This is a genomic window from Caballeronia sp. ATUFL_F2_KS9A (genome assembly GCF_023630765.1).
Classification (GTDB): Bacteria; Pseudomonadota; Gammaproteobacteria; order Burkholderiales; family Burkholderiaceae; genus Caballeronia; species Caballeronia zhejiangensis.
Window position 1 is genome coordinate 1 of sequence record NZ_JALQEK010000017.1, and the last position, 24,115, is coordinate 24,115.

The 24,115-nt window shown below is 63.4% G+C and carries 19 protein-coding genes; 3 read left to right on the forward strand and 16 right to left on the reverse strand.

Annotated elements, in window-relative coordinates:
* Positions 1 to 124: 124 nt before the first annotated feature.
* The 3 genes from NCS67_RS11635 to NCS67_RS11645 form a co-directional block, all read right to left on the reverse strand.
* Positions 125 to 1,591: a glutamate synthase subunit beta gene (locus NCS67_RS11635; RefSeq protein WP_008344103.1), complete on the reverse strand. Its 1,467-nt coding sequence runs from the start codon at positions 1,589 to 1,591 to the stop codon at positions 125 to 127.
* Positions 1,592 to 1,659: 68 nt separating this feature from the next.
* On the reverse strand, positions 1,660 to 6,363 hold the full coding sequence (locus tag NCS67_RS11640; protein WP_250435262.1) for a glutamate synthase-related protein: 4,704 nt from the start codon (positions 6,361 to 6,363) through the stop codon (positions 1,660 to 1,662).
* Positions 6,364 to 6,693: 330 nt separating this feature from the next.
* Complete coding sequence (locus tag NCS67_RS11645; protein ID WP_250435276.1) at positions 6,694 to 7,401, reverse strand: transposase; 708 nt, start codon at positions 7,399 to 7,401, stop codon at positions 6,694 to 6,696.
* 206 nt (positions 7,402 to 7,607) lie between these two features.
* Between NCS67_RS11645 and NCS67_RS11650 the strand changes: the two genes are divergently transcribed.
* Positions 7,608 to 8,333: an OmpW/AlkL family protein gene (locus NCS67_RS11650; RefSeq protein WP_034473121.1), complete on the forward strand. Its 726-nt coding sequence runs from the start codon at positions 7,608 to 7,610 to the stop codon at positions 8,331 to 8,333.
* Positions 8,334 to 8,627: 294 nt separating this feature from the next.
* Positions 8,628 to 9,005 carry an ElaB/YgaM/YqjD family protein gene (locus NCS67_RS11655; protein ID WP_033536968.1) on the forward strand — a complete coding sequence of 126 codons (378 nt, stop codon included), beginning with the start codon at positions 8,628 to 8,630 and terminating at the stop codon, positions 9,003 to 9,005.
* A 10-nt stretch (positions 9,006 to 9,015) separates the two neighbouring features.
* Here the strand turns inward: NCS67_RS11655 and ugpQ are convergent, their stop codons facing one another.
* From ugpQ to pilM, 12 genes are all read right to left on the reverse strand, one after another.
* Entirely contained in the window at positions 9,016 to 9,765 is a 750-nt protein-coding gene (gene ugpQ / locus NCS67_RS11660; RefSeq protein WP_244807667.1) for a glycerophosphodiester phosphodiesterase, read from the reverse strand.
* A gap of 13 nt (positions 9,766 to 9,778) precedes the next feature.
* The gene (locus NCS67_RS11665) at positions 9,779 to 10,864 is read right to left on the reverse strand and encodes a sn-glycerol-3-phosphate import ATP-binding protein UgpC (protein ID WP_250435263.1); all 1,086 of its coding nucleotides are present in this window, start codon (positions 10,862 to 10,864) and stop codon (positions 9,779 to 9,781) included.
* 3 nt (positions 10,865 to 10,867) lie between these two features.
* Entirely contained in the window at positions 10,868 to 11,713 is an 846-nt protein-coding gene (gene ugpE / locus NCS67_RS11670) for a sn-glycerol-3-phosphate ABC transporter permease UgpE (protein WP_008344090.1), read from the reverse strand.
* The gene (gene ugpA, locus NCS67_RS11675) at positions 11,710 to 12,594 is read right to left on the reverse strand and encodes a sn-glycerol-3-phosphate ABC transporter permease UgpA (RefSeq protein WP_008344088.1); all 885 of its coding nucleotides are present in this window, start codon (positions 12,592 to 12,594) and stop codon (positions 11,710 to 11,712) included. Before ugpA ends, ugpE begins: the two co-directional genes overlap by 4 nt.
* A 49-nt stretch (positions 12,595 to 12,643) precedes the next feature.
* Entirely contained in the window at positions 12,644 to 13,969 is a 1,326-nt protein-coding gene (gene ugpB, locus NCS67_RS11680; RefSeq protein WP_250435264.1) for a sn-glycerol-3-phosphate ABC transporter substrate-binding protein UgpB, read from the reverse strand.
* A gap of 29 nt (positions 13,970 to 13,998) precedes the next feature.
* Positions 13,999 to 15,219, reverse strand: coding sequence for a deoxyguanosinetriphosphate triphosphohydrolase (locus tag NCS67_RS11685; RefSeq protein ID WP_250435266.1), 1,221 nt, complete (start codon positions 15,217 to 15,219; stop codon positions 13,999 to 14,001).
* Positions 15,220 to 15,263: 44 nt separating this feature from the next.
* Positions 15,264 to 16,340: a 3-dehydroquinate synthase gene (aroB, locus tag NCS67_RS11690; protein ID WP_034473117.1), complete on the reverse strand. Its 1,077-nt coding sequence runs from the start codon at positions 16,338 to 16,340 to the stop codon at positions 15,264 to 15,266.
* A gap of 16 nt (positions 16,341 to 16,356) precedes the next feature.
* Positions 16,357 to 16,902: a shikimate kinase gene (locus NCS67_RS11695; protein ID WP_008344080.1), complete on the reverse strand. Its 546-nt coding sequence runs from the start codon at positions 16,900 to 16,902 to the stop codon at positions 16,357 to 16,359.
* Positions 16,903 to 16,995: 93 nt separating this feature from the next.
* The gene (locus NCS67_RS11700) at positions 16,996 to 18,453 is read right to left on the reverse strand and encodes a type IV pilus secretin PilQ (RefSeq protein ID WP_250435268.1); all 1,458 of its coding nucleotides are present in this window, start codon (positions 18,451 to 18,453) and stop codon (positions 16,996 to 16,998) included.
* Between the two features lie 53 nt (positions 18,454 to 18,506).
* Positions 18,507 to 19,376: a type IV pilus inner membrane component PilO gene (locus NCS67_RS11705; protein WP_250435269.1), complete on the reverse strand. Its 870-nt coding sequence runs from the start codon at positions 19,374 to 19,376 to the stop codon at positions 18,507 to 18,509.
* Positions 19,373 to 20,053 (reverse strand): PilN family protein, encoded by a 681-nt coding sequence (locus NCS67_RS11710; RefSeq protein WP_033536969.1) that lies wholly within the window; start codon positions 20,051 to 20,053, stop codon positions 19,373 to 19,375. The genes NCS67_RS11705 and NCS67_RS11710 overlap by 4 nt, the downstream gene beginning before the upstream one ends.
* On the reverse strand, positions 20,050 to 21,051 hold the full coding sequence (pilM, locus tag NCS67_RS11715; RefSeq protein ID WP_175983049.1) for a type IV pilus biogenesis protein PilM: 1,002 nt from the start codon (positions 21,049 to 21,051) through the stop codon (positions 20,050 to 20,052). The genes NCS67_RS11710 and pilM overlap by 4 nt, the downstream gene beginning before the upstream one ends.
* Positions 21,052 to 21,313: 262 nt before the next feature.
* Here pilM and NCS67_RS11720 point away from each other — a divergent pair, with 262 nt between their 5' ends.
* Positions 21,314 to 23,722 carry a penicillin-binding protein 1A gene (locus NCS67_RS11720; RefSeq protein WP_175983048.1) on the forward strand — a complete coding sequence of 803 codons (2,409 nt, stop codon included), beginning with the start codon at positions 21,314 to 21,316 and terminating at the stop codon, positions 23,720 to 23,722.
* A gap of 63 nt (positions 23,723 to 23,785) precedes the next feature.
* On the opposite strand, the gene cyaY is transcribed toward NCS67_RS11720, so the two are convergent.
* Positions 23,786 to 24,103, reverse strand: a complete 318-nt coding sequence (cyaY, locus tag NCS67_RS11725) for an iron donor protein CyaY (RefSeq protein WP_008344070.1) — start codon at positions 24,101 to 24,103, stop codon at positions 23,786 to 23,788.
* Between the last annotated feature and the right edge of the window lie 12 nt (positions 24,104 to 24,115).

Genomic DNA, 24,115 nt, shown 5'->3' on the forward strand with positions numbered 1-24,115 from the left:
GCTGAAAGGGCTGAGTCCTGTGATGTACAGAACTCAGCCCTTAGCGGCCTAGCCCAAAACTGTCCAACTTTGCGGGGACAGTTCACAATCGCGTGGCCTTTTTGCATGAAGCGTCGAGCGACGCTTACCGCGGCAACTCGCTCGATCCCATCAGATACGCATCCACCGATCGTGCGCACTGACGTCCTTCGCGAATCGCCCAGACGACCAGCGACTGCCCGCGACGCATATCGCCGGCGGTGAAGACTTTATCGACCGACGTGTAATACGCCTTGTCGCCTTCGGTCGCGGCGCGCACGTTGCCGCGCGCATCCTTCTCGACGCCGAACGCATCCAGCACCGGCGACACCGGCTGCGTGAAGCCCATCGCGAGCAGCACGAGATCGGCCTTCATCTCGAACTCGGAACCCGGCACTTCCTGCATCTTGCCGCCCTTCCACTCGACGCGCACGGCGATCAGCTTCTCGACCTTGCCGTTCTTGCCTTCGAAGCGCTTCGTCGCAACCGACCAGTCGCGCTCGCAACCTTCTTCATGCGACGACGACGTACGCAGCTTGATCGGCCAGTACGGCCACACGAGCGGCTTGTTCTCTTCCTCGGGCGGCTGCGCGAGCAGTTCGAACTGCGTCACGCTCTTCGCGCCATGACGATTCGACGTGCCCACGCAATCCGAACCCGTATCGCCGCCGCCGATCACGACGACATGCTTGCCCTTCGCGAGCAGTTGATCCGGCAGCTTGTCGCCCGCGTTGACCTTGTTCTGCTGCGGCAGGAATTCCATCGCGTAGTAGATGCCTTCGAGCTCGCGCCCCGGCACCGGCAGATCGCGCGGCGTTTCCGAGCCGCCCGCGATCACGACCGCGTCGAACTGTTCCTTCAGCTCGTCGGGCGTGATGGTTTCCTTCGCCGTATTCGCGATGTATTCCGGCAGCGCATCCTTGCCGATGAACACGTTCGTGCGGAACGACACGCCTTCCGCCTCCATCTGACGCATGCGGCGATCGATCAGCCACTTCTCCAGCTTGAAATCGGGGATGCCGTAACGCAGCAGACCGCCGATGCGATCGTTCTTTTCGAACACGACGACTTCATGGCCCGCGCGTCCGAGTTGCTGCGCGGCCGCGAGACCCGCGGGCCCCGAACCGACGACGGCGACCTTCTTGCCCGTCTTGTGCTTCGGCGGTTGCGGCACGACCCAGCCTTCGGCGAAAGCCTTGTCGATGATCGCGTGCTCGATCGACTTGATGCCGACCGGATCGTCGTTGATGCCCAATGTGCACGCCGCTTCGCACGGCGCCGGGCAGATGCGGCCCGTGAATTCCGGGAAGTTGTTGGTCGAATGCAGCACGTTGATCGCGCTCTTCCAGTCCTGCTGGAACACGAGATCGTTGAAGTCCGGAATGATGTTGTTGACCGGGCAGCCGTTGTTGCAGAACGGAATGCCGCAGTCCATGCAGCGCGCGCCTTGAACCTTCGCGTCTTCATCGGTCAGCGCGGCGACGAATTCCTTGTAATGCTTGACGCGGGTAAGCGGAGCTTCGTACGCCTCGTGGCGGCGTTCGAACTCGAGAAAACCGGTTGCCTTGCCCATTTCTTTCTCTGTATTTAGTGAGGATCGCGCGCGCTCCCGGAGCGCGCGTCTGTCTGATTGAACGAGGCTTAAGCCGCGACCGCTTCCTTGCCCTTCTTCGCGCCCATTTCGGTGAGCGCGCGACGGTACTCGGTCGGGAACACCTTGACGAACTGACGGCGAGCCGAATCCCAGTTTTCCAGCAGCGACTTCGCGCGCGGCGAGCCGGTGAACTGGAAGTGACGCTCGATCAGCCCCTTGAGCAGCGCTTCGTCGGTCTTGCCGGCGTGCCACAGCGTGCGATCCACCGTGCGCTCCTGTTCGGCCTGCTGCAGCACCGGATCGAGCGCGACCATCGACTTGTTGCACTTGCCGGCGAACGCGCCTTCCGGGTCGTACACGAACGCGATGCCGCCCGACATGCCCGCCGCGAAGTTGCGGCCCGTCTCGCCGAGCACGACCACCGTGCCGCCCGTCATGTATTCGCAGCCGTGATCGCCCGTGCCTTCGACGACCGCCGTCGCACCCGAGTTGCGCACGCAGAAGCGCTCGCCCGCGACGCCGCGGAAATACGATTCGCCTTCGATCGCGCCGTACATCACCGTGTTGCCGCAGATGATGTTTTCCTCGGACTTGCCGCGGAAGTCGTTGGTCGGGCGAATGATGATGCGCCCGCCCGACAGGCCCTTGCCGACGTAGTCGTTGCCGTCGCCGACGAGATCCAGCGTCACGCCCTTCGCGAGGAACGCGCCAAAGCTCTGGCCCGCCGTGCCCTTCAACTGGATGTGAATCGAGTCGTCGGGCAGGCCGTCGTGACCGTGCGTCTTCGCGATGAGGCCGGACAGCATCGCGCCGACCGTGCGATTCACGTTGCGCACCGGCTGGATGAACGACACATGCTCGCCCTTCTCGATCGCCGCCTTCGACTTCTCGATCAGCACGTGATCGAGCGCCTTGTCGAGACCGTGATCCTGCACGTCGACGTGCTTGCGCGCGACGTCTTCGCCCACCGGCACCTGATAGAAGATGCGCGAGAAGTCGAGGCCCTTAGCCTTCCAGTGCTCGATGCCCTTCTTCATGTCGAGCAGATCGACGCGGCCGATCAGGTCATCGAACTTGCGGATACCGAACTGCGCCATGATTTCGCGCACTTCTTCCGCAACGAAGAAGAAGAAGTTGACGACGTGTTCCGGCTGGCCCGAGAACTTCGCGCGCAGCACCGGGTCCTGCGTCGCGACGCCGACCGGGCACGTGTTCAGATGGCACTTGCGCATCATGATGCAGCCTTCGACGACGAGCGGCGCCGTCGCGAAGCCGAATTCGTCCGCGCCGAGCAGCGCGCCGATCACGACGTCGCGGCCGGTTTTCATCTGACCGTCGGCCTGCACGCGAATGCGCCCGCGCAGACGGTTCAGCACCAGCGTCTGCTGCGTTTCGGCGAGGCCGAGTTCCCACGGCGTGCCCGCGTGCTTGAGCGACGACAGCGGCGATGCGCCCGTGCCACCGTCATGGCCCGCGATCACGACGTGATCCGCCTTCGCCTTCGCAACGCCCGCGGCCACCGTGCCGACACCGACCTCCGACACCAGCTTCACCGAAATGCTCGACGACGAATTCACGTTCTTCAAATCGTGAATGAGTTGCGCGAGGTCTTCGATCGAATAGATGTCGTGGTGCGGCGGCGGCGAAATGAGGCCGACGCCCGGCACCGAATAACGCAGCTTGCCGATGTATTCGGACACCTTGTGGCCCGGCAGCTGACCGCCTTCGCCCGGCTTCGCGCCCTGCGCCATCTTGATCTGGATCTGGTCCGCCGACGACAGATACTCCGCCGTCACGCCGAAACGTCCCGACGCGACCTGCTTGATCTTCGAGCGCAGCGAATCGCCTTCCTTCAGCGGGATGTCGGTGACGACTTCCTTGCCGATGATCGATTGCAGCGTGTCGCCGTTCTTGATCGGAATGCCGCGCAGTTCGTTGCGATAACGCGTTTCGTCCTCGCCGCCTTCGCCCGTGTTCGATTTGCCGCCGATGCGGTTCATCGCGACGGCGAGCGTGGCGTGCGCTTCCGTGCTGATCGAGCCGAGCGACATCGCGCCCGTCGCAAAGCGCTTGACGATTTCCTTCGCCGATTCGACTTCATCGAGCGGAATCGCCTTCGACGGCGACACCTTGAACTCGAACAGACCGCGGAACGTCATGTGACGCTTCGTCTGGTCGTTGATGATGTGGGCGTATTCCTTGTACGTCTGATACGAGTTGCTGCGCGCCGAGTGCTGCAGCTTGGCGATCGCATCCGGCGTCCACATGTGCTCTTCGCCGCGCACGCGATACGCATATTCGCCGCCCGCGTCGAGCATGTTCGCGAGGACCGGGTTGTCGCCGAACGCTTCGCGATGCAGATGAATCGCTTCTTCCGCCACTTCGAAGATGCCGATGCCGCCGACCTTCGTCGCCGTGCCCTTGAAATACTTCTCGACGAGTTCCGACGACAGGCCGACGCCTTCGAAAATCTGCGCGCCGGTGTAGGACATATACGTCGAAATGCCCATCTTCGACATGACCTTCAACAGGCCCTTGCCGACCGCCTTCGTGAAGTTGTAGATGACCTTCTCCGCCGACAGATCGCCCTTCAGGCCTTCGGCCATGTTGGCGAGCGTTTCCAGCGCGAGGTATGGGTGAACGGCTTCCGCGCCGTAGCCCGCGAGCAGCGCGAAGTGATGCGTTTCGCGCGCCGAGCCCGTTTCCACGACGAGACCCGTGCTCGTGCGCAGACCGTGCGCGACGAGATGCGAGTGGATCGCGGACGTGGCGAGCAGCGCCGGGATCGCGACGTTGTCGCGGTCCATCTTGCGATCGGACACGATCAGGATGTTGTAGCCGGAGCGCACGGCATCCACGGCTTCCGCGCACAGCGACGCGATACGCGCCTCGATGCCTTCCTTGCCCCACGCCGCCGGATAGCAGATGTTCAGCTCATACGAGCTGAATTTGCCGCCGGTGTACTTGTCGATCGCGCGGATCTTCGCGATGTCCTTGAAGTCGAGCACGGGCTGCGACACTTCGAGGCGCATCGTCGGGTTGATGTTCGTCGTGTCGAGCAGGTTCGGTTTCGGGCCGATGAACGAGTTGAGCGACATGACGAGGTTTTCGCGGATCGGGTCGATCGGCGGGTTCGTCACCTGCGCGAACAGCTGCTTGAAGTAGTTGTAGAGCGTCTTGTTCTTGTTGGACATGACCGCGAGCGGCGAGTCGTTGCCCATCGAGCCGACGGCCTCTTCGCCCGATTGCGCCATCGGCGCCATCAGGAACTTGAGGTCTTCCTGCGTGTAGCCGAACGCCTGCTGACGGTCCAGCAGTGCGGCGGCTTCGCGGCGCTGCGTTTCGACGTCTTCCGCCTTCGGCTCGATCTCGTCGAGCTTGATGCGAACCGCGTCGATCCAGCTCTTGTACGGCTTCGCGTTGGACAGGTTGTCCTTCAGCTCCTTGTCCTCGATGATGCGGCCCTGCTCCATGTCGATCAGGAACATCTTGCCCGGCTGCAGACGCCACTTCTTGACGATCTTCGACTCGGGAATAGGCAGCACGCCGGATTCCGACGCGAGGATCACGAGATCGTCGTCGGTGACGAGATAGCGCGCCGGACGCAGGCCGTTACGGTCCAACGTCGCGCCGATCTGGCGGCCGTCCGTGAACGCGATGGCGGCGGGGCCGTCCCACGGTTCCATCATCGCGGCGTGGTATTCGTAGAACGCGCGGCGGTTGTCGTCCATCAGCGTGTGCTGTTCCCACGCTTCCGGGATCATCATCATCATTGCGTGGACGAGCGGGTAGCCGGCCATCACGAGCAGTTCGAGACAGTTGTCGAACGAAGCCGTGTCGGACTGGCCCGGATAGATCAGCGGCCAGAGCTTCGGCAGATCGTCGCCGAGCACGTACGACGCGATCGCGCCGGTGCGCGCGTTCAGCCAGTTGACGTTGCCCTTCACGGTGTTGATTTCACCGTTGTGCGCGATCATGCGATACGGGTGCGCGAGTTCCCACGCGGGGAACGTGTTCGTCGAGAAGCGCTGGTGCACGAGCGCGAGCGCCGACACGACGCGCTCGTCCTGCAGATCGCGGTAATACACGCCGACCTGGCCGGCCAGCAGCAGACCCTTGTAGACGACCGTGCGCGACGACATCGACGGCACGAAGTATTCCTTGCCGTGCTTGAGCTTCAACGCCTGGATGCGATGGCTCGCCGTCTTGCGGATGATGTACAGCTTGCGCTCGAGCGCGTCCGTCACGACGATGTCCTTGCCGCGCCCGATGAAAATCTGGCGGATCAGCGGCTCGCTCGCCTTCACGGTCGGCGAAATCGGCATGGTGGAATCGACCGGCACGTCGCGCCAGCCGAGCACGACTTGGCCCTCGGCCTTGACCGTGCGCTCCAGTTCCTGCTCGCACGCGAGACGCGATGCGTGCTCCTTCGGCAGGAAGATCATGCCGACGCCGTATTCGCCAGCAGGCGGCAAGGTCACGCCTTGCTTGGCCATTTCTTCGCGATAGAAGCCGTCCGGCACCTGAATGAGGATGCCGGCGCCGTCGCCCATCAGCGGATCGGCGCCGACCGCGCCGCGGTGATCGAGATTCTCAAGAATCTTGAGACCCTGCTGAATGATCTCGTGGCTCTTTTTTCCCTTGATATGGGCGACGAAACCGACGCCGCACGCGTCGTGTTCGTTCGCAGGGTCGTACATGCCCTGCGCGGCGGGAAGCGAACCGGCTGCCGGCTGCTGATGATCGTTCATGGGGACACCGTCTCTACTGTGAGGGGCCGAATCGACTCGGCCGTTGAACCATTTTCTTGTCGCTTGCGACGGTTTCTTTCAACTTGATGTGTCACGAAGCACGGTCGTGCGCGGCACGCTGCACCGCGGCAATTGCCGGAAATCGAAATATACGCGACGAATCAAAGCGATGGCAAATAAAACTTGATGATCTGACACCGATTATCGATATGGTGCAAAGGTGCCCCAACATATTGGGGTCGCATCGCTGACAGTCAAAAAGAAACGGCGAGACTCGGAAAATTCGAGACGCCGTTTCGTTTTTTGCTTCAGGAACGCCCGTGAAGGCCGTTATTGAGTCTGTGGAGTTTCGCGAATCTTGGGCGGACGTCCGCGCGGCAGCGGCGACACCCGGCGGTTGGCAGCATGCGACGCCCATTCCCGATAGGCATCGCTGCCGAGCACCCAGCCTTTAAGTGTCGCTTGCAGGAGACGGTTGGCCTCGCGCTCATCGGGCGGTTGCTCGCACAGTTCCTTGTAGGCGTGCTGGCGTTCGAACGGCGTATTGCCGAGCGACCAGAACAGCGGATGGTCGGTGATGAGGCTATCGAGCGTGAGCCCGATGTGATGACGGAAGCTGGACCATTTGTAGTCCTGCGGCGCCGCGACCAGTTGCGCGCGCACGGGCGCCATTTCTACGACGCGCGTGGCGAGCAGAAAGTATCGTTCGCCCTCGATGACCGTCGCGCGATAGCGGCCTTCCCAAAGCGTGCCGCGTCGCATGTATCGGCGATTGAAGTGCGCCACGTAACGACGTCCCACCGCTTGCATCGCTTTGGGCAGACTGGATTCGTCGCGCGGCGTGACGAGCAGATGTACCGCCTGCGGCATCAGCGCATAGGCGTGGATAGAGAGGTGATGATCACGTGAAGCAGTCCTCAAGCAGTCGATGAAGAGCTCGTAGTCCTGGTCGTCGACGAAGGCGGGTTGCTGGTCGAGACCACGCAGGATGACATGCTGCGGCTGTTCGGGAACGTAGAGTCGTGCAAGCCGTGCCATTCTGGATTTTCCGTTGGTCGCGTTTGTGTTACCCCGTTCGGGGACCTTTTGGAGCCGTTGCGGCAGCGTGGACAAAACACATGCAATTGCCGTGCAACCAGACCCCAAAGCCGCTCTTTGCCCTAGGGAGAATGCTCTACGGCACCGCTATGGTTAATGTGAAATCTTGTGTTCATAATGAGCGTGCTTTTTCGGAGGAGCACAAATTGAAAATAAAACAAGTCATCACGGGGATCGCGGCATTAGCGTGTGTGTCCACCGCGGCACATGCGCAATCTGCTGGATCCTTCTATGCAACAGCAGGCTGGTTTCACTTCGCCCCGCAAGACAGTAGTGGTCCGCTCAAAGAAACAAGTGTAGGCGGATCTCCGGTCAATATCGACGTTCCCGGCACAGGCGCAGGCATTTCGAGCGCCGACACCGCCGGCTTCACGTTGGGCTACTTCGCGACCGACCACATTGCCGCCGAACTCGAAATGGGCGTGCCGCCCACGTTCGATCTCGAAGGCAAGGGCACCTTGTCCCAGTACGGAAAGCTCGGCAGCGCGAAGCAGTGGAGCCCGACGCTGCTATTCAAATACTTCTTCAATGCTCCCACGGCGAAGTTCCGTCCGTTCGTGGGTCTTGGCGTGACGCGCACCTGGTTTACCGACGCGCAGATCACGAATCAGCAATTCGAAGGCTCGGTCCTGCATGGTCCGACCACCGTCGACACGGATAGTTCGTGGGCGCCCGTGTTTAATGTCGGCGCAACCTACAATTTCACGGAGCACTGGTTCGCCGGATTTTCCGTGTCGTTCATTCCGTTGAAGGCCACCGCGAAGTTGAACACGCAGGCTCAAACGCCTGTCGGCACGCTCAACGTTCAATCGCAGGCGAAAATCACGCTGAACCCGATCGTCACATATTTGCGAGTGGGCTATCGATTCTGAAGTGAGACTGCTCACAAGCATGTAACGACAATATAAGCGCCATAAAAAGAGAGATAACGCCGGCATGATTCACATATGCCGGCGTTACTTTTTGCATCGCCCTTGTAAATGTGACCTTCGTAAAAACGGTTTGCTTGCAGTTCTTACGCGCGATCGCGCGCGGAATGTGTTTCGCGGTCGCGCTTACCGAAGCTTTGCGCAACGTCGAAGCATCGGCATCGAATTTGCTGCATGATGAGTTTCCCCGCCACCTCGCGCGGGCTATCCACGACTCATCCATCGACGGAGCGATCTATGAACGCACTGCCTAATACGCGAGACGCCATCGGAGATTCCTGGACCACGACGAGCCGCCGCGCACGACGCATGGCACGGCATGGCCGCGAAGCAGCCGAGGATATCGGCTCCGAACTGCGCACCCTTCTCAGCGAACTCGAAAACACCCTGGCCGAAGGCACGTCGGCCGATGCGGCTGCGCTACGCGCGCAGATCAGCGACCGGCTCGTCAGCGCGCGCGCACGTCTGAACGATACGCACGCGGCGCTTCGCGAGCGCGCGGGCGCAGCGTTCGAAGACGCCGACGCCTTCCTTCACGAAAAGCCCTGGCAAACCATTGCATTGGTTGGCGGGTTGGCGCTGGTTGCGGGCGTGCTGCTCGCTCGCGTTCGCTGACATTTCAACCCTACGACGCCTCCAGAAAATCCGCGCCAATAATGTCGATGCGATCCGTGCAGATCGCATCGACGCCCCATTGCGCGAGCAACCGCGCGCGCGCCGGATCGTTCACCGTGTAGGCGAGAATGCGCAAGCCGGCATCCTTGATCTGCGCGACGAGCGCTTCATCGAGCGTGCGATGGTTCGCGTGCAGCGACACACACGATAACGCTGAAGTTTGCGCGCGCCAGTTCACGGGAACGCGCTCGTAAAGCATCCCTCGCGGAAGATTCGGCGCGACGTCGCGTGCGGCTTCCAGCGCCGCATATGAGAACGACGACATCAGCGGCGCGATTTCAGCGTCTGCCCACAAGTGCGCCGCCTCACGCGCGACGAGCACGCCTGTTTCCACGTCGCGCCCCTGACTCGGCTTGATCTCGATGTTCACCGCAAGCCCATGCTTCACGCATCGCTCGTGCACTTGGGCGAGCGTCGGCATACGCGCGTTTGCGAATTCGGCGCCGAACCAGGTGCCTGCATCGAGCGCGCGCAACTGCGCGTAGGTCATCGCTTTTGCCGCGCCGCGTCCGTTCGACGTTCGATCGACCGCGTCGTCGTGCAGCAGGAAGACGATGTCGTCAGCAGAAAGCTTCGCGTCGAACTCGATCATCTTGTGGCCGAAGCGCGCGCCCACGTCGATTGCTTCGAGCGTGTTCTCCGGCGCGAGTTTGCCGCCGCCGCGATGCGCGACGATCGCGGGATAAGGCCAGGTTCTCATCGCATCGCCTCCTTTAGTTCGCGCGCAGTCGCGTTGCCGGATCGAAAAAATGCAGATGCCGCGCGGGCAACGATACGCTCAACCGCTCGCCACGCTGCGGGCGATGCTCATGCGGCAAGCGCGCTGCGACGTCGTGCTTGCCCCACTTGCCGTGCGCGAGATTGTCCGCGCCAAGCAGTTCAGCCGAATCCACATCGAGCGTGGCGCTTGGCGCGTTCTCGTTGCCGGGCGTCATGTGCTCGGGACGAATGCCCACGATCCACTCGCGCCCGTGCATCGCGCTCGTCACGCCATTCGCGCCCGCGACCGGCAGCTTCGGACCGCCGCCCGCGATCTCGAAAGTCGATCCGTCTTCGAACAGACGTCCTTCGAGCAGATTCATCGCCGGCGATCCGATGAAGCTCGCCACGAATACGGTTGCCGGGCGTTCGTACACTGCGGTCGGCGCGCCGATCTGCTCCGCGTGACCCTTGTTCATCACGATGACGCGCTGCGCGAGCGTCATGGCTTCGATCTGATCGTGCGTAACGTACAGGCTCGTGGTCGCGAGACGCGCGTGCAGCCGCTGAATTTCGAGGCGCATCTGCACGCGCAGCTTGGCGTCGAGATTCGACAACGGTTCGTCGAACAAGAACACCGCCGGCTCGCGGACAATCGCGCGGCCCATTGCAACGCGCTGCCGCTGACCACCCGACAATTCGCGCGGCTTGCGTTCGAGCAGATGTTCGAGTTCGAGGATACGCGCGGCATTCGCGACGCGCGACTCGATGGTCTTCTTGTCCGCGCCGCCGATCTTCAGCGCGTACGCCATATTCTGCGCGACGCTCATGTGCGGATAAAGTGCGTAGTTCTGAAAAACCATCGCGATGTCGCGATCCTTCGGCTCCAGCTTGTTCACGACCTTGCCGCCGATTTCGATCGCGCCTTCGGACACGCTTTCGAGCCCCGCGACCATGCGCAGCAAAGTCGACTTTCCGCAGCCCGACGGCCCGACCATCACGACGAATTCGCCGTCCTCGATCGCGGCGTCGATGCCGTGCAGTACGTAGTTCGAGCCGTCGTATGTTTTCTTGACGCTTTTTAGATTCAATGCAGCCATGTTTTATTTCTCGGAATCGACGAGTCCGCGCACGAACCAGCGCTGCATCGTCAGGACGACCGCGAGCGGCGGCAGCATCGCGAGCAGCGTCGCGGTCATCACGTAGTGCCATTCGGTCGCTGTGTCGCCGGACGCGATCATGCTCTTGATGCCGACCACCGCCGTCTGCAGCGACACTTCGTTGGTGATGAGAATCGGCCAGAGATATTGATTCCAGCCGTAGATGAACGTGATGACGAAAAGCGCCGCGATGTTGGTCTTCGAAAGCGGCAGCACAACGTCCCAGAAGAAACGCAGCGGCCCCGCGCCGTCGATGCGCGCCGCTTCCATCAGTTCGTCGGGCAGCGTCATGAAGAACTGCCGGAAGAGGAACGTAGCCGTTGCGGAGGCGATCAGCGGCAGCGTCAATCCCGCATACGTGTTCGACAGATGCATCGACGAAACGACTTGCACCGTCGGGAAGATACGCACTTCGACGGGAAGCATCAGCGTGATGAAGATGAGCCAGAACGCGAGGTTCTTCAGCGGAAAGCGGAAGAAGACGATTGCATAGGCGGACACGATCGACACCGCGATCTTGCCGATGGAGATGACCAGCGCCATCACGAGACTGTTCGCCAGCATGCGTCCGAAGGGAGCGGCCGCGTTGCCGCTGCCGTGCGCCCAGATATACGCGATGTTCTCGAACAGATGCGTGCTCGGCACGAGCGAGAGCGGCACGCTGAACACTTCCTTCGAATTCATCGTGGCCGCGCAGAACGCGACGTACACAGGAAACACGATCAGCGCGACGCCGAGCAACAGCACCGCGTGACAGAAGATATCGAAGCCGCGACGGTTTTCGATCATGAGTATTGCACCCTGCGTTCGACGAAGCGGAACTGGACCACGGTGAGCACGACGACGATCACCATCAGCACGACCGACTGCGCGCCCGAACTGCCGATGTCGAGTCCCTGGAAGCCTTCCGCGAAGATCTTGTAGATGAGCGTCTTGGTCGATTGCGCGGGACCGCCGCCGGTCGCGGCGTCGATGACGGGGAACGTATCGAAGAACGCGTAGACGAGATTCACGACGAGCAGAAAGAACGACGTCGGCGACAGGAGCGGCAGCGCGATGCCGAAGAAGCGGCGCACCGGACCGGCCCCGTCGATGGCGGCGGCTTCGATCAGCGATTTCGGGATCGCCTGAAGACCCGCATAGAAGAACAGGAAGTTGTAGCTGACCTGCTTCCACACCGACGCGAGCACGACGAGGAACATGGCCTGCGTGCCGTTCAACGCGTGATTCCAGATGACGCCCTGCTTCGCCAGCGCATACGTCACGAGCCCGATGCTCGGATTGAACAGGAACGACCACAGCACGGCGGCGATCGCGGGCGCGACCGCATACGGCCAGATGAGCAGCGTCTGATACGCCTTCGCGCCGCGCGTCACGCGATCGGCGCACGCGGCGAGCAGAAGCGAGATCACGAGGCCCGACACGGTGACGAGCGCGCAGAAGATCATCGTCGTGTTGAACGACGACAGGTAGAGCGGATCGGCGAACAGTTGTTTGAAGTTCTGCAGGCCGACGAACTCGCTCGACGTGCCGAACGCATCCTGGCTTTGCGTGGCCTGCCAGAGGGCTTCGCCCGCGGGCCAGAGAAAGAACAGCGCGGTGATCGCGAGTTGTGGCGCGACGAGCAGATACGGCAAGACGCTCGTATCGAAACGAGAGCGCTTTTCCATGCTTTGATTTCCCGGAAGCGCCCGCGCTTCTACACGCGGGCGCGTGACCTTAATTGCCCGCCTTCTCGAAGCGGCGCAGCAGTTCGTCGCCGCGTTGCACCGACGCGTCCAGCGCCTGTTGCGGCGTCTTCTTCTCGGCCCAAACTTGCTCGAGCTCTTCGTCGACGATCGTGCGGATCTGAGGCATGTTGCCGAGGCGCAGGCCCTTCGTGTACGCGAGCGGCGGCTTGTTCAGCATCTGCTTGATCGCGATGTCCGCGCCGGGATTCTTGTCGTAGAAGCCCTGCTTTTGCGTGAGCTCGTACGCGGCCTGCGTGACCGGCAGATAGCCCGTGTCCTGATGCCACTTCGCCGCCACTTCCGGCGTCGCGAGATACGCGAGGAACTTGGCGACGCCCTTATAGACGGCCGTATCCTTGCCCGCCAGAACCCACAGACTCGCGCCGCCGATGATCGCGTTCTGCGGCGCGCCTTTCACATTCGCGTCGTACGGCATCATGCCGACGCCGTAATCGAACTTCGCGAATTTCGCGATGGTCGCGCGCGAACCCGACGAATTCGTGATGATCCCGCAATCGCCGCTATAGAACTTCGACACCGGCTCGTCCTTGCGGCCGACATACGTGAACGTGCCTTCCTTCGCCATGTTCTGCAGGAACTGGATGTGCGCGACCTGCAGCGGCTTGTTGAATTCGAGCTTCGCATCGAGGCCGTCGAAGCCGTTGTTCTTCGTCGCGAACGGCGCGGCGTGCCACGCGCTGTAGTTCTCGAGCTGAATCCAGCTCTGCCAGCCCGACGAATATCCGCACGAATAACCCGCGGCCTTCAGCTTCTTCGCGTCGGCTTCGACATCGGCCCAGGTTTTCGGCGGCTGGTTCGGATCGAGGCCGGCCTTCTTGAACGCGTCCTTGTTGTAGTAGAGAACGGGCGTCGAGCTGTTGAACGGCATCGAGATGAGATGGCCGGTCTTCGCGTCGCTGTAGTAACCGGCGATGGTCGGCACGAACGCCTTTTCGTCGAGCGGCACGCCGGCCTGCTTGAACACGTCGGAGACCGGGATGACGGCCTTTTTCGCCTGCATCATCGTCGCGGTGCCGACTTCGTAGACTTGCAGGATCGCGGGCGCATTGCCGCTGCGATACGCCGCGATGCCCGCTGCGAGCGCCTGGTCATACGTGCCCTTGAACACCGGGACGATCTTGTAATCGCTCTGAGACTTGTTGAAATCGTTGGCGATGTCGTTCACGCGCTCGCCGAGCGCGGCTTCCATCGCGTGCCAGAACTGGATTTCCGTCGCGGCGTGCGCGGCGGTGCTGACGCCGAACGTCAAGGCGGCAGCGGTCGTGACCAGGCGAAACAGGGGCTTGCGGACCATCGATGAGTCTCCGTATGAAACGTTATAAGTTAATTGTTATCGATGACAAACAGTCGTTGATATTCCTTCAATGCGTAACGGTCCGTCATTCCGGCGATGTAATGCGCGATGAGCCGCGCCTGCGAACTGTCGTGGCTCGACGAAGCCGCGTCGTTCGCCGATTCCTCCGTCACCGGTCCGCGCGCCTGATACGCGGGCGGCAAGAGACGCGGATCGTCGGAGAAGGCTTCGAAAAGGCCCGTCACGACGCGCTTCGCCTTGTTGGCCATACGCATCACGCGATAGTGCCGGTACAGGTTCTTGAACAGGAAACGCTTGAGTTGCGCCGCCTGTGCCGCGACTTCATCGCTGTGCGCGACGAGCGTGGGCGCGTTGCGCACGTCGTCGAGCGATTGCGGCGCGACGCGTTGGAGATTGCGGCTCGTCGCCTCGATCAGATCGACGATCAGCGTATTGATGATGCGGCGGATGGTTTCGTGAATGAGCCTGCGCCCTTCGATGTCCGGATACTCCGCGCGCGCCGCGTCGAAATGCGTGTGCCAGAGGCTCACTTCGGCAAGCTGCTCGAGCGTGATGAGGCCGGAGCGCAGGCCGTCGTCGACATCGTGATTGTTGTACGCGATTTCATCGGCGACATTGGCGATCTGCGCTTCGAGGGAAGGCTGCTTGCCCGTGAGAAAGCGCTCGCCGAGATCGCCGAGCTTGCGCGCGTTCTCGCGCGAGCAATGCTTGAGAATGCCTTCGCGCGTCTCGAAGCACAGGTTCAGGCCGTTGAACGCGCCGTAGTGCTCTTCGAGCTGATCGACCACCGCGAGGCTTTGCAGGTTGTGCTCGAAGCCGCCGTGATCGCGCATGCAGTCGTGCAGCGCGTCCTGTCCGGCGTGACCGAACGGCGTGTGGCCGAGATCGTGCGCGAGCGAAATGGCTTCGACGAGATCCTCGTTCAGCCGCAGATTGCGCGCGACGGAACGCGCGATCTGCGCGACTTCGAGGCTGTGCGTGAGGCGCGTGCGAAACAGGTCGCCTTCGTGATTGACGAAGACCTGGGTCTTGTATTCGAGCCGCCGAAACGCGGTCGAATGCACGATGCGGTCGCGATCTCGCTGGAACTCGGTGCGCGCCGCCGGGGGCGCTTCGGCGAAACGCCGTCCGCGCGATTGCGACGCGTGCGCGGCGTACGCCGCGAGATGCGCTTCGAGCGCGAGCGTCGACGGCGCGCCCGGCAAAACTTGATGCTCTTCTTCGCTCACCGGCTGCTCCGCATCGTCATGGTTCTGGCCGCCGCTCGCGCGGATCAGACGCTGGCTGCGAGCGTCGCGCGCACGGCCTGATCGGGCGCGCTCGTGATCTCGGTCGCGCCGAAGCGGGTCAGCAAAATGAATTTGATTTCACCGGCTTCGGCCTTTTTGTCGACCTTCATCAGATCGACGTAGCGGTCGTCGCCGAGCTTCGGCGCCGTGACCGGCAGCTTCGCCGCTTCGATCACGCGCACGAGACGCTGGCGCGCGGCTTCGTCGAGCCTGCCGAGGCGCACGGACAAATCCGCCGCCATCACCATGCCGCAACCGACCGCCTCGCCGTGCAGCCATTCGCCGTAGCCGAGACCGGCTTCGATCGCATGACCGAACGTATGGCCGAAATTGAGAATCGCGCGCTGCCCGCCCTCGCGCTCGTCGGATGCCACCACCGACGCCTTGATCTCGCACGAACGCTTCACCGCGTGCGCGAGGGCGTCGTCGTCGCGGCGATTCAGCGCGTCGATATTGCTTTCGATCCAGTCGAAGAATTCGGCGTCCGCGATGGCGGCCGTCTTGATGACTTCCGCGATGCCCGCCGCCAGCTCGCGCTCCGGCAAGGTGTGCAGCGCGCCGATGTCCGCGATTACCGCTTGCGGCTGATAGAACGCGCCGATCATGTTCTTGCCGAGCGGATGATTGATGCCCGTCTTGCCGCCCACCGACGAATCCACTTGCGAGAGCAGCGTGGTCGGCACCTGGATGAACGGCACGCCGCGCATATACGATGCGGCCGCGAAGCCCGTCATGTCGCCGACGACGCCGCCGCCGAGCGCGATCAGCGTCGTCTTGCGGTCGGCGCGCTCGGTCAAGAGCGCGTCGAAGATCGTGTTGAGCGTTTCCCAGTTCTTGTGCGCTTCGCCGTCCGGAAGCACGACGGTCGTGACTTTCTTGCCGAGCGGCGCGAGAGCCGCGCGCAACTGCTCGCCGTAGAGCGGATCGACGGTCGAGTTCGTGACGATCGCCACGGACGCGCCCTTGATGTGCGGAGCAAAGAGCTCGGTGCGGCCGATCAGCCCTGCACCGATATGAATGGGATAGGCGCGCTCGCCCAGTTCGACGTTGACGGTAATCATGGCGGACATGTGATCTTCAGGCCGGTTTGACGACGCCGGCGACCTCCAGTTGCATCAGGACCATATTGACGAGCGCGTTCACGGTCGGCCGTCCGGTTTCCACGACGAAATGCGCGCATTCGTGGTACAGCGGATCGCGCGCCTGAAAGAGCGCTTCGAGCTTGCCGCGCGGATCTTCGGTCTGCAGCAGCGGGCGATTCTTGTCGCGCCGTGTGCGCTGCCAGAGATCGTGCGGATTGGCGCGCAGATAGATGACGATGCCGCGATTCTTCAGATGTTCGCGATTGTCGGGGCGCAGCACCGCGCCGCCGCCCGTCGCGAGCACGATGCCATCGCGCTGCGACAGCTCGTCGATGACGTTCGCCTCGCGCTGGCGGAAACCCGCTTCGCCCTCGAGCTCCCAGATCACCGGGATGCGGGCGCCCGTGCGCGCCTCGATCTCATGATCCGAATCGATGAAGGAGCGCTGCAGACGGCGCGCAACCGCACGTCCCACGGTGGTTTTACCCGCCCCCATGAGTCCGACGAAAAAAATGTTCGCGTTCGCGTGCCCTTCCTGCAACTCGGTTTCCTTCCAGTTCGATGCAATTTGTTCGTGCGGCAGCTTAAGGGCAAACCGCCCGCTTTGTCGAGTTTCGCGGCCCTCGTGACGGGCCTAGCCGCTCGACGCGATCACATGCGGCGTAATCAAAATGACGAGTTCGCTCTTCGAGCTGCGCCGCGCGTCGTTGCGAAACAGCCAGCCGATCAGCGGCAATTTCGACAGTCCCGGCACGCCGGTCGTGTCTTCGTGTTCGTCATCGGAATAAATGCCGCCGATGGCCACGGTGCCGCCGTTTTCCACTTCCACGCGCGTCTGGATATGCTTGGTATGGATTGCCGGCCCGTTCGCCGTCTGCTCGCCGACACTGTCTTTCGTGATGTCGAGATCGAGAATGACGTGGCCATGCGGCGTGATCTGCGGCTCAACCTCCAGTTTGAGCGTTGCGCGCCGAAACTGCACGCCCGACATGCCATTGCCGACCTTCGCCTGATACGGCACTTCCATGCCCTGCTCGACGATCGACTTCACGCGGTCCGCCGTCACGACGCGCGGCCGCGAAACGATTTGTCCGCGCCCTTGCGCCTCCAGCGCGCTCAGTTGCACGTTGAGCAGCCGGGTGGCCTGCGCGACGAACAACGTGAGCCCGGCCGTCGCCGCGTCGAAACCGTTGATCGGCCCCGCCGACAAATCGTATACCACACCGTCCGCGCCGCCCGCGAACCCGGTCGCCGGATCGTTCTGCGCCGCGATGCCCAGCTTGACGCCGAGATTGCGCGACAGTCCCGCCTCGCCCTCGACGATCTTCGCCTCGATCATCACCTGCGGCGTCGGCTTGTCGATCAGCGCGACGAGTTCGGCGACCTGCCGCACGCGAGCGTCGAGATCGGTGATGAAGAGCAGATTCGTGCGCGCATCGGAGATGGCGGAACCGCGCTTCGACAGCACGCGCTGGCTGCCCGAGCCGGACAGCATCTTGCGCAGCTCTTCCGCGCGCGAATAACGCAGCACGAACGTACGGCTCGCGAGCGGCTCGAGGTCCGCGGCGCGCGCGTGGGCCTCGAAGCGCAGCTTCTCGCGCGCCGCCAGTTCCGCGAGCGGCGCGACCCAAATGACATTGCCGTGCCGCTCCATCGCGAGTCCGTGGACTTCGAGGAACGTGTCGAACGCGCGCCGCCACGGCACGGCGACGAGATTCATCGACACTTGTCCGCGCACCTTTTCGCTCGCGACGATGTTCAGGCCGGTGAAGCGCGCGAATGCGTGCAGCGCGGCGCTCAAGTCGGCGTTTTTCAGATCGAGCGTGATCGGCTTGCCGTCGTCGTCGTCGCTCTGCGATGCGTCGCTCAGACGCTCGAGTTTCGGCAAAGGCACGGGCGGGCCTTCCAGCGCCTCTGCCGTTTCCGTCTTCTCCGTTTCCGCCTGCTCCGCCGCGGGCTTCGCGGGCTGCGCTTCGGACGTCGCGACGATAGGCGGGTCGACAGCCTGCGCGTCGAACGATGCGGGCAGCGGCGGAAGCGGCGGGACGATCGCATCGGCGCTATCGGCGGCAAACGCCGTGTGCGCAGACATCGACAGCGCACCCGCCATTCCGATGAATCTGCCTGAAAGCTTCGCGAACCGGCTCACGTGCGATCCTCCGCGAAAGTCAGCTTGCGCGACATGCCGTCTTCTCGGGCGAGTTCGATTGCGCGCGGCACGACGCGCCCGAGCCGTTCGTCGCCGATTTTCTGCCCCGGCGCGAAGCTGTCGACGTCGCGGCCGCTTTGCAAAAGCGCCATCGCGCGACGCCGTGCGACGAACGTGCCCACCAGCAGCATGTCGCTTCCCTGCGCGGCGGCGTCCGCGCTGCCGAACGGATCGATGACGAACGCGTTGGCGCGCGACACTGCGGCGGGCGCGACCGCCGGCAACGTTTCGAAGATGCGCAATGTCGCTTCGATGGCGAGCGCGTTCGCCTGCCGCTTGATCTGCACGTTCGCGGGAACGACGAGTCGCGGCAGGCCGGCGAGCGCATCGAGAAAGCGCCGTAGCTCCGCGAAGCTGCCGTCCGCGCGCAGCTTGAGCGCGCGCTCAGGAAACGGCTCTCGCTGCTTCGGCGCCCCGCCCTTGACGGCGACAGGCTCGATGTCCGCGACGCGCACGCCGCTCTGGGCGGCCAGATCCGCGACCGCGCGCAACGCGTCGGCGGCGCTCCAGTGCTCCGGATCGAGGCGCCCCGACGACGCGCGCGCTCGCAAGCCGGACAGTTCGTCGGCAATGCGCGCCGCGTCCTGCGCCTTCGCTTGTGCCGCGGCCAACGCGACGCGGCTTTCATCGAGCCGGCTCGCGTCCGACATGCGCCACGCGCGCAGGCCGAACGCAAACACGACGACACTCAACGCGAGCGCGACACACGCGGTCCGTCGCCACGACCATTCGTCGAGCGGTTGCAGGATGGAGAGCGCGCCGCGCGGGCGCGTCTTCATGGCGATGTTCATCGGAATCGTGCTCATGGGCGTTCCCCCTGCGTTGCCGCCAAAACCGGACGTGCCTGACGCGACGCCGTTTCATCGCGCGAATGATCCGGCGCATAGCGCACCAGCGCGACGAACTCGAATCGCGCGGCGTGCTCGTCGGAGGCCGTCGATGCAGCGCGCCTGGCAGGCTGCGTCGACGGAATTCCGTTCGCGCGCCGTTTCATTTCGATCACTTCCACCGCCTGCACGCCGCGCAGGCGCTCCAGCCGCTTGAGCCATTGCGACGCTGCCTGCGAATCGGGTGCGAGCGCCGCCAGCTCGACCTCATTCGTTCGCTGCGACACGCGTTGAAGCGCGACGCCGCGTTGAAGAGGCGAGTCGGCGAGCGCTTCGAGCAGCGCGAGGAAACGCTCGCGCGGCAACGCCAACGGCTGCGCGGCCTCACGCGCGCGCCGCCGTTCGCTTTCTGCGCGCACGAGCCGTGCGTGTTCGTCGATCTGCGCGCTCGAAGCACGCAGCGACGTCTCCAGCGCGACACGCCGTTCATCCAGTCGCGCGCGCTCGAACAAGTCGCGGCCAGCGACGGCGCCAACGGCCGCGCAGCCCGCGAGCGTCACCGCGCCGATCAGCGCGAGCCGCTGCCGCCGTAGCTCGCGTCGCTTTCGCGCGCGATAAGGCAACAGATTGAATCCGTCGAGCATGGCAGCGTTCATTGCATCACCTCGCGCAACGCCAGGCCTACCGCAACCGCGAAACGCGGCGAATGCTTGTGCACCGTCTGAATCTCGGCCACCCCGTTGCAATACGGCGCGGCTTCGAACGGCAATGCCGCGCAGCCGAAAGTCTTGCCGAGCACGGGAAGCGGAAGGCCCGCGTGCGCCATCAACTCGATCTGCCCGCCGACGTAGATGCAATCGAGCGGCGCGTGTTCGCCAGCGAGTTCGTGCAACGCGTCCGAAATGCTCCGATGCTCGGGCGCGGGATACCGGACTTCGTTTTCGACGCCGCGCGAGCCGACGAGCCAGCCGTGCAAGCCGCTGCTTTCCAGCCAGCAGACGAGATAGCGCGCGTCGGCGTCCAGTTCGACGGAACCTGCATGGCGCATCGCGCGCAATGCGGCGGCCGGCTCGCTGTCGATGGCCGATAGCGCGATGCCCGCCTCCGCCGCGGTCTCGACTCGCGCCTCGACGTGTCGCCGCGCCGTCGCCGCTATCGCGACCAGCGCGTCGCCGTCTTCCCGCGTCTGCACGGACCAGTCGACCGCCAGCGCGCCGCGTTCGATGCCCGCCGCGCGCTCGGCTTCGGCGAGTACGGCCGGCTCGAGCAAGCCGCGCGGATCGCCGCCGATCGGGGCTGCGAGCTGCTCGTGGGTGTCGATGAGTCGGGCGAGCGGAACTTGCGTCGTAAGCGTCGCCGACGACGGCAAGCCCATCGCGCAACGCAGCGCACGCCAAGCCCCGCTTTCCGGCAGCCGCCCGAACGCCTCGCGCAACGCCGCGACGATAGGCGCGCGATCGACGAAATCGCCGCCGACCACCGCACCCGACGGCAGCGCCACCGACTCCAGATGCTCGACGCACACCGCCGCATTCGCCCTCAACCGCCTGCTCACGATGGCGAGGCGCACCGCGTCCTCGCTCACGTCGATGCCCGCCGCGTAGCGCCGCGTGACCGTCAGCATCGTGCCGCGCAGCATGTTTTCCTTGCTCATGACCGCTCCTTCCATTCGATCGCGCACCGAACCGTTCGGGCGCTTGATGTCGGAAGAATTGTCGCGAGCGCCGATCGCGGCGAACACTCGGCCGAATGGCCAACGCTCGCGTCGGAGGGATGCTTCCGCGCAGGATCGCGCGTATCTTGAAGACAACGGCAGACGCGTGTGCAGGCGCACACGGCGGCAGCGTGCGCCGTGTGCGTCAAGAAAAGTCAGAAACCCGGGCAGCTATAATCGCGTGACTGTTTTTGGTGGTGCTATGCAATCCTCTTCCCCGTCCAACCCGCCGTCCACGCCGCCCGAGAAGCCGAAAAAAGCCAAACGCCCATGGTGGGCGAGGCTCATGCTCGGATTTTTCGTCAGCGTTTTCGCGCTCGTCGTCTGCGCGGGTCTGGTGCTCGGCTACGCGCTCGTCGTTGCGATGCCGAACCTGCCGTCGCTCGAAGCGCTCACCGATTACAAGCCGAAGGTGCCGCTGCGCATCTACACGGCCGATCACGTTCTGATCGGCGAATTCGGCGAAGAGCGCCGCAGTGTCGTGCGCATTCAGGACGTGCCCGATCATCTGAAAAAAGCCGTGCTCGCCATCGAAGACGCGCGCTTTTACGATCACGGCGGCGTCGATCTCACCGGCATTCTGCGCGCGGGCTCGGTCGCCCTGACCAACGGCCACGCGTCGCAAGGCGCGAGCACGATCACGATGCAGGTCGCGCGCAATTTTTTCCTGTCGAGCGAGAAGACCTACACGCGCAAGATTTATGAAATGCTGCTCGCGTACAAGATCGAGCGCGCGTTGACGAAGGATCAGATTCTGGAGGTCTATATGAATCAGATCTATCTCGGGCAGCGCGCGTATGGTTTCGCGAGCGCGGCGCGGGTCTATTTCGGCAAGGATCTGAAGGACGTCTCGCTCGCCGAGGCGGCGATGCTCGCGGGTCTGCCGAAAGCGCCCTCGGCGTACAACCCGGTCGTCAATCCGAAGCGCGCGAAGGTGCGGCAGGAGTACATCCTGCAACGCATGCGCGAGCTGAACTTCATCACGCAGGCTGAGTACGAGCAGGCCGTGCAGCAGCCGCTCGTCGTGAAGGGACAGGGCCGCGAATTCAGCGTGCACGCCGAGTACGTCGCGGAAATGGTGCGTCAGATGCTGTACGCGCAATACCGCGAAGAAGCGTACACGCGCGGCCTGAATGTCGTGACGACGATCGATTCCGCCGACCAGGACGCCGCGTATCGCGCGGTGCGCAAGGGCCTGATGGATTACGAGCACCGGCACGGCTATCGCGGGCCGGAAGGTTACATCGATCTGCCGGCGAACGCGGATGACCGCGAGCAGGCCATCGACGATGCGCTCGCCGAGCATCCCGACAACGGCGAGATCGTCGCGGCGGTCGTGACGTCGGCGAGTCCGAAGGAAGTGAAGGCGAGCTTCATCGACGGCAACACGGCAACCATCAGCGGCAACGATCTGCGCTTCGTGCAGTTCGCGCTCTCGTCGCGCGCGCAGCCGAACTCGCGCATTCGTCCGGGCGCGATCGTGCGTCTCATGAAGGACGACGACGGCGACTGGATCATCACGCAATTGCCGCAAGTCGAAGGCGCGCTCGTGTCGATGGTGCCGCAGGACGGCGCGATCCGTGCGCTCGTCGGCGGCTTCGACTTCAACAAGAACAAGTTCAATCACGTCACGCAGGCATGGCGCCAGCCGGGATCGAGCTTCAAGCCGTTCATCTATTCGGCATCGCTCGAAAAGGGTCTCTCGCCCGCGACGATCATCAACGACGGACCGCTTTTCTTCAGCGCCGCCGAGACGGGCGGCCAGGCGTGGGAGCCGAAGAACTACGGCGGCGGCTTCGACGGCCCGATGACCATGCGCTCCGCGTTGCAGCGCTCGAAGAACATGGTGTCGATCCGCATCCTGAGTCATATCGGCACGAAGTACGCGCAGCAGTACATCACGCGCTTCGGCTTCGATGCGGACCGTCATCCCGCCTATCTGCCGATGGCGCTCGGCGCCGGCCTCGTTACACCGCTGCAAATGGCAGCCGGTTACGCGGTGTTCGCGAACGGTGGATATCGTGTGAATCCGTATCTGATCGCCGATATCACCGATCCGTACGGGCGCGTCGTGTCGCATCCGCAGCCGCTCGTCGCGCAGCAAAGCGCGCCGCTCGCGATCACGCCGCGCAACGCTTTCGTGATGAACAGCCTGTTGCAGAGCGTCGCGCAGCACGGCACGGGCGCGAAGACGAATCAACTGAAGCGCGGCGATCTGGCCGGCAAGACGGGCACGACGAACGATTCGCGCGATGCGTGGTTCGCCGGTTATCAGCGCACGCTCGTGGCGATCGCGTGGATCGGCTATGACAATCCCCGCAGCCTCGGCGACAAGGAAACGGGCGGCGGTCTCGCGCTGCCGGTGTGGATGGATTACATGGGCCGCGCGCTGAAGGGCGTGCCCGAGTACAAGCCGATGATGCCGCCCGATATCACGTCGCTCGGCAACGAGCTGTACTACGACGACATGACGCCGGGCCGCGGCTTCGTCGCAACGATCGGTGTGAGCCAGGCGCCGCCGCAGGAAGGCGTGTCAGGCGTGACTGCGCCCGCGCCCGAGGTTGGCGAGCAGGAAAAACAGGACATCATGAATCTGTTCAAGGGGCAGTAACCCGGCCCCTGCAAAGCAAAGCGAGCGGACCGAAAGGCCGCTCGTTTTTTTTTACGCCTCGATTTATGCCTTGAAGCGGATCGGCTCGCCGGCCTGCTCGCTCGAATATTTGCTCAGCGTCGCGAAGAATTCGCTGTTGTCGCGCGTGTCGCGCCAGGCGCCGTCGACGTATTTGTAGTGGAATCCGCCCGCCTTCGCCGCGAGCCAGATTTCGTGCTTCGGCGGCTGCAAGTTGACGATCACCTTCGTGCGATTCTCGAATTCCAGCGTGAGCACATTGCCGCTGCGCTCGAATTCGATGTCCGCTTCGGCGTTGTCCACCGAGCGCTCGATGGCCGTCAGCGCGGCCTCCGCCAGCGTCAGGTATTCCTGGTCTGTCATGCTAAACTCCAT